Origin of the sequence: Aeromicrobium stalagmiti (assembly GCF_013283745.1) — a bacterium.
Lineage (GTDB): Bacteria > Actinomycetota > Actinomycetes > Propionibacteriales > Nocardioidaceae > Aeromicrobium > Aeromicrobium stalagmiti.
Genome location: NZ_JABSTZ010000001.1, coordinates 1,254,416 through 1,267,417, shown reverse-complemented (window position 1 = coordinate 1,267,417; position 13,002 = coordinate 1,254,416). Strand labels below are relative to the sequence as shown.

Annotated in this window: 12 protein-coding genes; 2 read left to right on the top strand and 10 right to left on the bottom strand. The window is 70.6% G+C overall.

Features of this window, described 5'->3' with window-relative positions; translation table 11 throughout:
- The first annotated feature begins 83 nt into the window (after window positions 1-83).
- A complete protein-coding gene (locus tag HQK15_RS06200; RefSeq protein ID WP_173490512.1) occupies window positions 84-1,361 on the top strand; it encodes an MFS transporter in 1,278 nt (425 codons plus the stop codon).
- 33 nt (window positions 1,362-1,394) lie between these two features.
- Here the strand turns inward: HQK15_RS06200 and purQ are convergent, their stop codons facing one another.
- The 5 genes from purQ to HQK15_RS06175 form a co-directional block, all read right to left on the bottom strand.
- Window positions 1,395-2,066, bottom strand: coding sequence for a phosphoribosylformylglycinamidine synthase subunit PurQ (gene purQ / locus HQK15_RS06195; protein ID WP_173490511.1), 672 nt, complete (start codon window positions 2,064-2,066; stop codon window positions 1,395-1,397).
- On the bottom strand, window positions 2,063-2,311 hold the full coding sequence (gene purS / locus HQK15_RS06190; protein ID WP_173490510.1) for a phosphoribosylformylglycinamidine synthase subunit PurS: 249 nt from the start codon (window positions 2,309-2,311) through the stop codon (window positions 2,063-2,065). The genes purQ and purS overlap by 4 nt, the downstream gene beginning before the upstream one ends.
- 176 nt (window positions 2,312-2,487) lie before the next feature.
- Window positions 2,488-4,044 (bottom strand): long-chain-fatty-acid--CoA ligase, encoded by a 1,557-nt coding sequence (locus HQK15_RS06185; protein WP_173490509.1) that lies wholly within the window; start codon window positions 4,042-4,044, stop codon window positions 2,488-2,490.
- Window positions 4,045-4,279: 235 nt separating this feature from the next.
- Window positions 4,280-4,954 (bottom strand): hypothetical protein, encoded by a 675-nt coding sequence (locus HQK15_RS06180; RefSeq protein WP_173490508.1) that lies wholly within the window; start codon window positions 4,952-4,954, stop codon window positions 4,280-4,282.
- A gap of 57 nt (window positions 4,955-5,011) precedes the next feature.
- Complete coding sequence (locus tag HQK15_RS06175) at window positions 5,012-5,569, bottom strand: sigma-70 family RNA polymerase sigma factor (RefSeq protein WP_173490507.1); 558 nt, start codon at window positions 5,567-5,569, stop codon at window positions 5,012-5,014.
- 45 nt (window positions 5,570-5,614) lie between these two features.
- Here HQK15_RS06175 and HQK15_RS06170 point away from each other — a divergent pair, with 45 nt between their 5' ends.
- Window positions 5,615-6,532 carry a serine/threonine-protein kinase gene (locus tag HQK15_RS06170; RefSeq protein ID WP_173490506.1) on the top strand — a complete coding sequence of 306 codons (918 nt, stop codon included), beginning with the start codon at window positions 5,615-5,617 and terminating at the stop codon, window positions 6,530-6,532.
- 16 nt (window positions 6,533-6,548) lie between these two features.
- On the opposite strand, the gene HQK15_RS06165 is transcribed toward HQK15_RS06170, so the two are convergent.
- The 5 genes from HQK15_RS06165 to HQK15_RS06145 all read right to left on the bottom strand — a co-directional run bounded on the left by HQK15_RS06165 (window position 6,549) and on the right by HQK15_RS06145 (window position 12,913).
- Window positions 6,549-7,412, bottom strand: a complete 864-nt coding sequence (locus tag HQK15_RS06165) for a phosphoribosylaminoimidazolesuccinocarboxamide synthase (RefSeq protein ID WP_173490505.1) — start codon at window positions 7,410-7,412, stop codon at window positions 6,549-6,551.
- Between the two features lie 13 nt (window positions 7,413-7,425).
- A complete protein-coding gene (locus HQK15_RS06160; protein WP_173490504.1) occupies window positions 7,426-7,812 on the bottom strand; it encodes a DUF3592 domain-containing protein in 387 nt (128 codons plus the stop codon).
- Between the two features lie 64 nt (window positions 7,813-7,876).
- Window positions 7,877-9,298: an adenylosuccinate lyase gene (gene purB, locus HQK15_RS06155; RefSeq protein ID WP_173490503.1), complete on the bottom strand. Its 1,422-nt coding sequence runs from the start codon at window positions 9,296-9,298 to the stop codon at window positions 7,877-7,879.
- A complete protein-coding gene (purD, locus tag HQK15_RS06150) occupies window positions 9,295-10,551 on the bottom strand; it encodes a phosphoribosylamine--glycine ligase (RefSeq protein ID WP_173490502.1) in 1,257 nt (418 codons plus the stop codon). Before purD ends, purB begins: the two co-directional genes overlap by 4 nt.
- A gap of 73 nt (window positions 10,552-10,624) precedes the next feature.
- Entirely contained in the window at window positions 10,625-12,913 is a 2,289-nt protein-coding gene (locus HQK15_RS06145) for an Ig-like domain-containing protein (RefSeq protein WP_173490501.1), read from the bottom strand.
- Window positions 12,914-13,002: the final 89 nt, after the last annotated feature.

Below are 13,002 nucleotides of genomic sequence, written 5' to 3'. Positions count from 1 at the left end.
CTTGTGTCTCGAGATCGTGCTTGCTCCAGGAAAGCCAGTGCCAGTATGGTCGAGCCTGCCGCTCTTTTCAAGAAAGTCAGATCATGACCCGCACCCGGATCCACCCCGCGTGGTTCGTCGCCGTCACGGCGTTCGTCGCGCTCGTCGGTGCGGCCGGCTTCCGGGCCGCACCCGGCGCCCTGATGGTGCCGCTGCACGACGAGTTCGGCTGGTCGACCAGCGTCATGTCCCTGGCGGTCAGCATCAACCTGCTGCTCTACGGCCTCACCGCCCCGTTCGCCGCCGCCCTGATGGACACCTTCGGGATCAGGCGCGTGACGACCGTTGCCCTGCTCATGGTGTCGCTCGGCAGCGGGCTCACCGTTTTCATGACCGAGTCGTTCCAGCTGCTCATCACCTGGGGCGTGCTGATCGGCCTCGGCACCGGGTCGATGGCGATGGTGTTCGCGGCGACGATCGCCAACCGGTGGTTCGTCGAGCGCCGCGGACTTGTCATGGGCATCCTGACCGCCGGTGGCGCGACCGGCCAGCTCGTCTTCCTCCCGATCGTCGCGGCCCTGGCCGAGTCGGTCGGCTGGCGCACCGCCTCGCTCGTGATCGCCGGGGCCGCACTGCTCGTGGTGCCGCTCGTCATCCGCTTCATCGGCGACTTCCCGGAGGACCGCGGCCTCACGCCGTACGGCGCCGACGACGACTGGGAGGCACCCGTCCGCGAGACCGGCGGCTCGGCCCGCCGCGCGATCGACGGCCTGCGGCGCGCCACCCACGTGCCGGCGTTCTGGGCGCTCGCGGCCGCGTTCGCGATCTGCGGAGCGACGACCAACGGCCTCGTCGGCATCCACTTCATTCCATCGGCCCACGACCACGGCATGGACCAGACGACCGCGGCCGGCCTGCTCGCCGTCGTCGGCGTCTTCGACATCGTCGGCACGATCGCCTCCGGCTGGTTCACCGACCGCTACGACCCGCGCCTGCTGCTGGCCGGCTACTACGCGTTCCGCGGCGTCGGGCTCGTGCTGCTGCCGACGCTGCTGGCGTCGAGCGTCAAGCCCAGCATCGTGGCGTTCGTCGTCATCTACGGGCTCGACTGGGTCGCCACGGTGCCCCCGACCGTCGCGCTGTGTCGCGAGATCTTCGGCGACGACGGCACGATCGTCTTCGGCTGGGTCTTCGCGTCCCACCAGATCGGCGCCGCCGCCGCGGCCTTCGCCGCCGGGGTCATCCGTGACCAGACCGGCAGCTACTCGCTCGCGTGGTTCGGCGGCGCCGGACTGTGCGCCGTTGCCGCGGTGCTGTCGTGGGTGGTCGGGTCGTCGGCCAAGCGTCAGACGCGTCGCGAGTCCGTTCCCCTGCCGATGTAGCGGTGCCCCTCGGACTGCGCCGCGAACCGTCCGTCAGCGTGAGGCGAGTGCAGCCAGGCCCGACGTGAACAGCGCGAGACCGTCGGTGCCGGAGCCCGTGAGGTCCTCGACGGCGTGCTCGGGGTGCGGCATGAGCCCCACGACATTGCCGCGCTCGTTGGTGATGCCGGCGATGTCGCGCAGCGAGCCGTTGGGGTTGACGTCGACGTAGCGGAAGACGACCTGGCCCTCACCCTCGAGGCGGTCGAGGGTGTCCTCGTCGGCGACGAAGCCCCCCTCACCGTTCTTGAGCGGGACGACGATCTCCTGGCCGGCCGAGAGGTCGGACGTCCAGGCCGTCGATGCGTTCTCGACGCGCAGGGTCTGGTCGCGGCAGATGAACGTGCGATGGTCGTTGCGGATCAACGCACCCGGCAGCAGGTGCGACTCGCACAGGATCTGGAACCCGTTGCAGATGCCCAGCACGGGCATGCCGCCCTGCGCCGCCGCGACGACCTCGGTCATGACCGGCGCGAAGCGGGCGATCGCACCGCAGCGCAGGTAGTCGCCGTAGGAGAAGCCCCCCGGCAGGATGACGGCGTCGACGCCCTGCAGGTCGTGGTCACCGTGCCAGAGGGCCACGGCCTCGCCACCGGCGAGCCGGACGGCGCGCTGCGCGTCGGTGTCGTCGAGCGATCCCGGGAAGGTGACGACGCCGACCTTCACTCGGCGGCCTCGACCCGGACGGCGTAGTCCTCGATCACGGGGTTCGAGAGCAGCGTCTCGGCCATCTGGTGGATCTCGGCGAGGGTGGCCTCGTCGGCCTCCGCCACCTCGAGCTCGAAGCGCTTGCCCTGACGGACGTCGCTGACGGCGGTGAAGCCGAGCCGCGGGAGGGCGCCGTGGACGGCCTTGCCCTGGGGGTCGAGGATCTCGGGTTTGGGCATGACATCGACGATGACGCGGGCCACGGACGCTCCTTGAGTGGTCGGTGGTGCCAGTGTATCGGCGGCACGAGCCTGGCCGAACAGACCACCTGCCCGGGCGACCCCTGCCTGCCGACGGCGCAGAGCCCGACCGCAACAAGACCGCCCTGGGACAACGACACTGGCGCCCCTCCCCGAGGGGAGAGGCGCCAGCAGCACGACTAGGACAGCTCGCGCTTGAGGATCTTGCCCGTGGACGTCATGGGCAGCTCGTCGAGGAACTGCACGACGCGGGGGTACTTGTAGGCAGCGAACTGCTCCTTGCCCCAGGCCACCAGGTCGGCCTCCGAGACGTCGTCGAAGTCCTTGTTCTTGACCACGACGGCCTTGATCTCCTCGCCGTGCTGGTCGTTGGGGACGCCGATGACCGCCACCAGCGAGACCGCGGGGTGCTCCATCAGCACCTCCTCGAGCTCACGCGGATAGACGTTGTAGCCACCGCGGATGATCATGTCCTTGGACCGGTCGACGATGAAGTAGAAGCCGTCGTCGTCCTTCTTGGCCAGGTCGCCGGAGCGGAACCAGCCGTCCTTGATCGCCTCGGCCGTGGCCTCGGGGCGGTCGTAGTAGCCCTTCATGACGTTGTGACCCTTGATCGCGATCTCGCCGACCGCGTCGGGGCCGGGCTCGATGTCGGACCAGTCGTCATTGATGAGCTTCATCTCGACGCCGGGGATCGGCTTGCCGATCGAGCCGACGCGCGGCTCCTCGCCGTAGACCGAGAACGACGCCACCGGCGACGTCTCCGACAGGCCGTAGCCCTCCAGGATCGTCACGCCGAAGCGCTCCTTGAACTGCTTGTGGATCTCGCCCGGCAGCGCCGCCCCACCCGCAGCGGCGACGCGCAGGTTGGCCGCCAGGGTCTTGACGTCGACCGTGTCGTCGAGCGCCGCGAGCAGGCCCCAGTACATCGTCGGGACGCCTGCGAAGTAGGAGACCTCGTTGGCGAGCATCAGGTCGAGCGCGGCCTTGGCCTCGAAGCGCGGCAGCATCACGACGGTGCCGCCGAACGCGAAGGCACCGTTCTGGATGCAGGTCTGCCCGAAGGAGTGGAACAGCGGCAGCACGCACAGGTAGGTGTCGGGGTTGGTCTCGTCGGCGCCGAACAGGTCGGTGCCGGCCAGCGCGTTGTCGCGCATGTTGCGGTGCCGCAGCTCGGCGCCCTTGGGCTGGCCGGTCGTGCCGGACGTGTAGAGGATCACCGCGGTGTCGTCGTCGTCGCGCTCGACGGTCTCGAACGTCGGCGGCTGCTTCGCCACCAGCGGCGCGTAGTACTCCGGCGGGGAGATCGGCTCGGGCCACTTGGCGTCCATGCGGATCAGGAAGAACTCGGTGCACGTGTCGGTGGCCTGGAAGCCCTCCCACGCGTTGTCGCCGATCGGCAGGTCAGGCGTGCCCTCGAACGCGAAGTAGGCCTTTGCGTCGGAGTCGGCAAGGTGGTAGGCCACCTCACGTGGGCGCAGCAGCACGTTGAGCGGGACGACGGTGCCACCCGCCTTGAGGATGCCGTAGTAGATGATCGAGAAGTAGGGCAGGTTGGGCGACGACAGGGCGACCTTGTCACCGGGCTGGATGCCACGCTCGACCAGCAGGTTGGCGACCTGGTTGGCGGCACCGTTGACCTGCGCGTACGACAGTCGGGTGTCGCCGAACACGATCGCGGTGCGATCGGCGTACTTCTCGGCAGAGTTCTCCAGCAGGGCGGCGAGATTGGCCACGGCTTCTCCTCAGGTGTGACGGGACTCTCACAATACCTTCGGTATCTGAGTCGGGCTCAGCAGCCGTTGCGCACGCCCGTCCGGGAGGTGGATCCTCCACCTCGTCCGGCGGCGCCGGGTTGGCCTGCAACCTCATCGGCACTGATGAGGTTGCAGATCCACCGCCCGGTGCGGAAGGTGGATCTGCACCGCACGGTGGGGTTGAGGTTCCACCTCCACCGGGGCTGAGCCGGGCTCAGCAGCCGTTGCGCACGAGGTCGGGACGGGCCCCGCTGGTGACCTCGATGTAGGTCACGGGCGTCTCGTCGGTGACGGCCTCGGGAGCGGCGTCGAACAGGAACCCGATCCACCCCGCACCGTCGGTCACGAAGAGGCCCGACTGGCCGGCCCCGGCCGGCTCGGCCACGGACTCCGCACCCACGACGCCCCGGACGGTCGCGAACGTCGACCCGACGCCGAGCCCCGACACCGTGCGCGGACCCGGGGCCCGGACGCCCATCGACGTGACGATGCCACCGGCGACCGCGACGTCGATCACGGCGGCGTAGTCGGTCTTCCACTGCAACGCCCCGCCACAGGCCTCGACCTCGGTCTCGAAGTAGCCCGTGTCGGCCGCCGCCTCGCTGGTCATGCCCACCTTGACCGGCCCGATCGACCCGGTGCCGATCTGCAGCGAGCTCAGCGACAGCAGCGACGGCGCCGGAGGCGGAGCGGGCGTCGTGCGCACCGGCTGCTGCGGGGCCTGGGTGGTCTTGGCAGGCTCCTTGGTCGCCTGGGTGGTCGTGGCCGCGGGCGACGGCTTCGCCACCGGCTTCTCGGTCTCGGCGCGCGTCTCGCGCACGGCGTACCCGGTGCCGGCCCCGCCGCACAGCGCGACGGTGACGATCACCGCGGCCAGCTGCTGCTTCATGCTCTCCTCCAGACGTCGGCCCGTGGAGGCCTCGCCGCAGGAGATGCGCGCAACGGCTCAGAAGTTGCCGTCATCGACGCCCCAGGTCTCGCGCACGAAGCCGCGAGCGGTGTGGATGCGCGCCTTGACCGTGCCGAGCGGCGCCCCCGTCAGCTCGGCGATCTCGTCGTACGGCAGCGAGCCGAGGTCGCGCAGCACGAACGCCTCGACCGCCTCGGGATGACGGATCCCCAGCGCCTCGATCGCGTCGAGCAGGTCGATCCGGCTGCCGGCTATGACGCTCGTCGTGCGCGCGTCGGGGCGGTCCGGCAGCTCGCCGTGCGAGCGCTCGTCGAACTGGCGCTTCATCGACCGGTAGGTCTGGCGGGCCGCGTTGGACGCGATGATCGTGACCCACCCGACGAACGAGCCCCGACCCGCGAAGTCGCCGAGCTTGGTCGCGATCGTCAGCATCGCCTCCTGCGTGGCCTCCTCGGCGTCCTGGTTGTAGGGCAGGAAGCGGGCGCACCGGCGCAGCACGCGGGGCCGCAGCCGACCCAGCAGCTCCTCCATCGCCCGCTCGTCACCGTCGCGCGCCCGGGTCACGAGATCGTCGAGATCGCGATCCCCGTCCACTGAGCCTCCCGCATGAGTCGTCGGCCATCGACAATACTGGGGCTGATGACCCAGATCGCACGCTACCGCCTCGACGAGGTCCACGGGTTCGGCGCCTTCGCCACGGTCTGGCGTGGGTGGGACACCGAGCTCGAGATCACCGTCGCCGTCAAGGTGCTCGCCGAGAACTGGGCCAACCACGCCGACGTCCGCGAACGCTTCCTCGCCGAGGCCCGCCTCCTGCGCCGGATCGACGACCCTCGCGTCATCCGAGTGCACGACGTCGGCACCCACGAGGGCCGCCCCTACTTCGTCATGGACTTCATCCACGGCGGGACGCTCGCCGAGCGCGTCCACCCACGGCTGCCGACCGACGCCGCGCTGCGGCTCGCCTCGCAGGCGGCTCGCGCCGTCCAGGTGCTGCACGACGCCGGCGTGCTGCACCGAGACATCAAGCCGAGCAACGTCCTCGTCCGCACCGACGACGACGGCGCCGACCACGCGCTGATCTCCGACCTGGGCAGCGCCAAGCAGCTCGCCGAGGCCAGCGGCATCACCGTCACGACCGGCACCCCGGCCTACATGTCGCCCGAGCAGGCTCGGGGCCGGCCGGTCGATGCCCGTGCCGACGTCTACTCCCTCGGCGCGCTCACCTACGAGCTCCTTGCCGGCACCCCGCCGTTCGAGGGCGGCAACCTCACCGAGCTGCTCTCGCGCACCCCCACGACCCGCCCGGATCCGGTCGCTCGCTCTCGCAGCCTGCCCAGGAGCATCGACCGGGTGCTCGGCCGGGCCTTGGCGTTCCAGCCCGCTGATCGTCCCGCGACGGCGGTCGAGCTCGCCGACGCTCTCGACCAGGTCGTCGACGGCACCAAGCTCCGCGGCTTCCGCCGACTGCGCCGCGACGTGCCCGTCGCCGTCGTGCTCGCGCTCGCGGTCGTCGCGTTCGCCGGTGCCGCAGCAGCAGTGCTGTGGTGGCCCTAGACCCGGACGAACCGGGTCAGAAGGTCTGGCCGGTGAGCTGCTCGTACGCCTGCACGTAGCGGGCCCGGGTCCTGTCGACGATCTCGGCCGGCAGGGTCGGTGGCTGCTGGTCGCCCGCACGGTCCCAGCCGCTCTCGGGCGAGATGAGCCAGTTGCGCACGAACTGCTTGTCGTACGACGGCTGCGCACGGCCCGGCTGCCACGAGTCAGCCGGCCAGAAGCGGGACGAGTCGGGCGTCAGGACCTCGTCGCCCAGGACGATCGTGCCGTCGGGGCGTGCACCGAACTCCAGCTTGGTGTCGGCCAGGATGATGCCGCGCTCGCGAGCGACCTGCTCGGCGCGGGCGTAGATCGCCAGCGTCAGGTCTTTGAGGGCCGTCGCGCTCTCGAGGCCGATCGTCTCGGTGATCTGCTCGAACGACACGTTCTCGTCGTGCTCGCCGAGGTCGGCCTTGGTGGCCGGGGTGAAGATCGGCTCCGGCAGGCGGGAGCCGTCGACCAGCCCGGACGGGAGCGGGACACCGCAGACCTCGCCGGTCGCCTCGTAGTCGAGGAGCCCCGAGCCGGTCAGGTAGCCGCGAGCGACGCACTCGACCGGGAACATGTCGAGCTTCTCGACGATCAGCGCACGTCCGCGGACGCGCTCGGGCACGGTCGTCGAGACGACGTGGTTCGGGATCAGGTCGGCCAGCTGGTCGAACCACCACAGCGACATGCGCGTGAGGATCTCGCCCTTGTCGGGGATGCCCGGCGTCAGGATGAAGTCGAACGCCGAGATCCGGTCGGAGGCGACCATGAGCAGGTGACCCGACTCCACCTCGTACAGGTCGCGGACCTTGCCCGAGTGCAGGTGGGTGGCTCCGGGGATGTCGAGTGGCACGCGCTCAGCCTAGTCACACCAGGACCACGGCGAAGACCGCCCCGAGCACGAGCAGGATGCCGCCGGTCACGAGCAGGAGCTTGACGACGAGGGCGGCCTCGCGCTCGGTCACGTCGAGGCGAGCACGTCGCGGGTTCGTCGGGTCGATCAGCACCGCGACCTCCTGGCCGACCGTGAAGGGCACGGTCATCGGCCCGGGGACGCGCAGCCGTCGGCCGTCCGGGGTGCGGTACTCGATGCGCGGCGCGGTCGTCTCGCCGTCGCCGACGTCGAGGACCGTGCCGACCACCCGTCGCCAGTCCTGCGGCAGGTCGGTCCGCTGGCGTCTCCGCCGCAGCCCCCACCACACGAGCCAGCCGCCGACCGCGACGAGGCCGAACGGGATGTACGAGATGCCCATGGCCCGAGCGTAGGGCCGAAAGCAGGCCCCCGCCGATCAGGTCTCGCGCCTCGGCGGCGTCAGGTCAGAGAATCGATCCGGGGCTGTAGGCCGCGGCGTGCGGGTGGTCCGCGACGACCTGCTCGACCCGGGCGACGACGGCGTGGACCTGGCTGACGGCCGCGCCGGTGAAGTCGATCGGCGAGGCGACGAGGCTCGCGAGGTCGGCCTCGGACAGACCGAGCCGCTCGTCGGCAGCCAGCCGGGCGAACAGGTCGTTCTCGGCGGCACCCTTCTCGCGCATCTCGAGCGCCACGGCGACGGCGTGCTGCTTGACCGCGTCGTACGCCGTCTCGCGTCCCTTGCCCTGACGGACCGCGGCCATCAGCACCTTGGTCGTCGACAGGAACGGGAGGTAGCGGTCGAGCTCGCGCTGGATGACGGCCGGGAACGTGCCGAACTCGTCGAGGACGGTCAGGAACGTCTCGAACAGTCCGTCGGCGGCATAGAACGCGTCGGGCAGCGCGACGCGGCGGACGACCGAGCACGACACGTCGCCCTCGTTCCACTGGTCGCCGGCCAGCTCGCCGACCATCGAGGAGTAGCCGCGCAGGATCACCGCGAGGCCGTTGACGCGCTCGCACGAGCGGGTGTTCATCTTGTGCGGCATCGCGCTGGAGCCGACCTGGCCGGGCTTGAAGCCCTCCGTGACGATCTCGTTGCCGGCCATCAGCCGGATCGTGGTCGCGAGGTTTGACGGCGCGGCGGACAGCTGCACCAGCGCGGTCACGACGTCGTAGTCGAGCGAGCGGGGATAGACCTGACCGACGCTGGTGAGCACCTTGTCGAAGCCGAGGTGGCGGGCCACGCGCTGCTCGAGCTCGACGAGCTTGGCCTCGTCACCGCCCAGCAGGTCGAGCTGGTCCTGCGCCGTGCCGACCGGGCCCTTGATGCCGCGCAGCGGGTAGCGCGCGATGAGGTCGTCGAGCCGGTCGATCGCGACGAACAGCTCGTCGGCGACGGTCGCGAAGCGCTTGCCCAGGGTCGTCGCCTGGGCCGCCACGTTGTGGCTGCGGCCGGCCATGACGAGCTCGGCGTGCTCAGAGGCGAGGCGGCCGAGACGGGCCAGGGTCGCGATGCCACGGTCACGCATGAGCTCGAGCGAGGCCTTGATCTGCAGCTGCTCGACGTTCTCGGTGAGGTCGCGCGAGGTCATGCCCTTGTGGATGTGCTCGGTGCCCGCGAGCGCCGCGAACTCCTCGATGCGCGCCTTGACGTCGTGGCGGGTGATCTTCTCGCGGGCAGCGATCGAGGCGAGGTCGACCTGGTCGACGACCGACTCGTAGGCCTCGATGACGCCGTCGGGGGTCTCGACGCCGAGATCCTTCTGGGCGCGGAGGACGGCGATCCACAGCCGGCGCTCCAGGACGATCTTGTGCTCGGGCGACCAGATGCGCGCCACCTCGGGCGAGGCGTAGCGGCTGGCGAGGACGTTGGGCGTGGTCACGGCTCTATTGTTCCCTGCTCCGCCGCGAGGGCGATGTCGGTCCGGTGGTGTGCACCGCGGATGTCGATGAGGTCGATCCCGGCGTAGGCCCGGCGGCGCGCCTCGGCCAGGTCGGCGCCGATTGCCGTGACCGACAGGACGCGGCCGCCCGCGGTGACGAGCTGACCGTCGACGATCGCGGTGCCGGCGTGGATGACGTCGACGCCCTCGAGGGCGTTCGCGGCGTCGAGGCCCTCGATGGCGTCACCCTTGACGGGCGACTCGGGATAGCCCTGCGAGGCGACGACGATCGTGACGGACGACGCCGGCTCCCACTGCGGGAGACCGACCTCGGCGAGACCACCAGTCGCGGCACCGTGCAGCAGGGCCGACAACGGCGTCTTGAGCATCGCGAGGATCGACTGCGTCTCCGGGTCACCAAAGCGCGCGTTGAACTCGATGACCTTGACCCCGCGACTCGTCAGCGCGAGCCCGGCGTAGAGCAGGCCCTGGAACGGGGTGCCGCGACGGGCCATCTCCTGGACGGTCGGCACGAGCACGCGGCGCGACACCTCGGCCACGAGGTCGTCGGGGGCCCAGTCGAGCGGCGTGTAGGCACCCATGCCGCCCGTGTTGGGCCCCGCGTCGCCGTCGAGGGCGCGCTTGAAGTCCTGCGCCGGCTGCAGCGGCAGCACCGTCTCGCCGTCGGTGATCGCGAACAACGAGACCTCGGGCCCGTCGAGGAACTCCTCGATGACGACCCGCCCGCACGCGGCGGCGTGGTCGATCGCGGCCTGGCGGTCGTCGGTGACGACGACACCCTTGCCGGCTGCCAGCGCGTCGTCCTTGACGACGTAGGGCGGGCCGAAGGCGTCGAGCGCGGCGACGACCTGCTCGGGCGTCTCGCAGACATGCGCCATCGCGGTCGGCACCTCGGCGCCGGCCATGACCTGCTTGGCGAACGCCTTGGAGCCCTCGATCTGCGCGGCATCCTTGCTGGGGCCGAAGCAGGCGATCCCGGCGGCGCGGACGTCGTCGGCGACCCCGGCCACCAGCGGGGCCTCGGGACCGACCACGACGAGGTCGACGCCCAGCGTCGTGGCCAGGGCGGCGACCGCAGCCCCGTCCATCGGGTCGACGTCGTGCAGGGTCGCGACCGCGGCGATGCCGGGGTTGCCCGGCGCGGCGTGCACCTCGGTGACCTGGGGGTCTCGGGACAGGGCGAGGGCCAGGGCGTGCTCACGGCCCCCGGTGCCGATGACGAGTGTCTTCACGGGAGGTCAGCCTATCGGCACGCAGAAGGGGCCCCGCCGTTCGGCGGGGCCCCTCACTGATCGTGCGGCGTTGCTACTTCTTCACGGCGAACGTGATCGACCCGCTCGAGGCTGCCGTCGTCGCGCTGGACGGGAACGAGGCCTTGAGCGTCCGCGCGGCACCCTTGGGCAGCGTGCGGTTGATCTTGACGTTGACCGTGCCGCCCGCGCCCAGGACGCCGGTGCCGACGACCTTGGAGCCGTACTTGACCGTGACGGTGCTGCCCGCCACCGCCGGAGCACCGGGAGCCGTCACCTTGACGTACGCGTAGATCGTGCTGCGCGCGGTCGGCGCAACCGGGTAGATCGACTTGATCGTCGTCGTCGAGGCGTACTTCGAGACGACGACCGTCACGGTGCCGGTGTCGCTGCCGCCGCGACCGTCCGAGACGGTGAAGTCGAACGAGGTGGTCCCGCTGTAGCCGGCCGCCGGAGTGAAGGTGAGCTGGCTGCCGTTGGCCACGACCGTGCCGTTGGCCGGCGTGCCCGCGACCGCATAGGTCAGGGAGTCGCCGTCCGCATCGGTGGCGTCCACCCCCACCGCGACCGAGCTGCCGACCTTGACACCGGACGTCGTGTCGAACGCGACCGGCGCCCGGTTGGCAGCGACGGTGACCGTGACCGTGCCGGTGCTCGAAGCGCCTCGGTCGTCCGTCGCGGTGTAGGTGAACTCGTCGGCTCCGGTGTAGTCCTCGTCCGGCGTGTACGTCGCCGTGTCGCCGTCCTGCGTCACGGTGCCGTGATCCGCATCGTCCGCGGCCACGATGGTGACGTCGTCACCCTCGGGATCGGTGGACGACAGCGCGATGTCGACGGCGTCACCGGTGCGCGTGGACGCGTCGACGTCCGCGGCGGAGGGCGCCTGGTTGGCCGTGACGTCGACCGACACGGCAGCCGTGGCGGACCGCCCACGATCGTCGGTCACGGTGTAGGTGAACTCGTCGTCGAAGTCCGCCGCCACGTCGTCGTTCTCGTAGACCAGGCTGGCGCCGTCGACGGTGACCTCACCGTCGGCCCCGTCGACCGTGTAGGTCAGGGTGTCCGCGATCGCCGAGACTCCGGCGATGTCGGTGTAGGTGTCCGTGTCGGGGTCGCTGCCTGCGAGCGGGATGGTGACGGCGTCGTCGCCCTCACGGATCGAGCCGGTGACGTCGTCGGCACTCGGGGCCCTGTTGCCGGCGAACGTGTAGACCGTCTGACCGACCCGGAACTCGCTGAGCACCAGGTCACCCCTGACGCCGGAGCCCAGCGACCAGCCCGCCTCCAGGACCGTCGCGTCAGGAGCAGCCAGACGCCACTGGTTGAGGGTCCCGAACCAGTTGGAGCCATTGCCGCCACCGGTGGCGGGGGCGATGTCGCGGATCAGCTGGCTGCTGCCGCCCGTCAGCCACCAGTTCTTGCCGTAGACGGGCTCGCCCACGAGGATGCCGCGGTCGTTGGTCGTGGCGTTGTCGCCGTCGAGGTCGATGACCAGCTGCTTGCCGGGCTCGATGCTCTCGGTCAGGCGGACGTCCCACACCGGCTCGCCGACGTCGGACAGCGGCTCGGCGATCCGGAAGTAGCCGGTCGCCTTGGCGTTCGACGAGCTGTCGAGCGTGAAGATGCGCACGCCGCCGGTGGGGCGGAACGTGTTGCGTCCCTGGCTGCGGGTGTCGCGGGGCGAGACGTCGCTGCGGCGCAGCGTCGTCGCACCGACCTCGGCCTTGCTGAAGTAGAACTCCTCGTCGCCGACCGAGATGCCGAAGATGGTCCCTTCGCCCTCGATGCCCGAGCCGAGCGACCAGCCGGCCTGACGGATCACGGCATCGGGGAAGGCGGTGCGCCAGTCGCTGAGCGGGCCGTTGTCGGCCGAGCCGCCGCCGCCGACCTTGGGGGCCGCGTCCTTGATCGACTGCGCGACCGGGCTGCCCTGCAGCGTGCTGCCCGGCAGCCACCAGTTGGCACCGTAGACCGGCTCTCCCACGAGGATGCCGTCCGTGTCGCCGTCACCGTCGAAGTCGACGACGAGCTGCTTGCCGGGCTGGGGGGAGGTGCCTGACCAGTCGAGGCTCGGAGTGCCCGAGTCGGCCAAGGGGATCTCGGTGTCGAAGTAGCCGGCTGCCTTCGACTGCGAGGTCGTGCCGACCGTCTGGACGCGCACTCCGTCGGCCAGGAACGTGTTGCTTCCTGCCGCGCGGGTGTAGTTCAGGTTGACGTCGAGCTCGCTGAGCGTGGTGCTGGCTGCCTGCGCGGGTGAGGCCATGAGCAGCCCGGACGCGACGAGCGCCCCGACCGTGACGCCCGCGCCGGAGCGGCGCAGACGTCGTCTGGGAGTGATGGTCATGCGGTGATCCCCTTGCACTGTGCGTGCCCCCGCCGATGCCGGCGGGGACGGCCAATGTGTCGGCCATCACACTCAACGAAGGTCGAGAC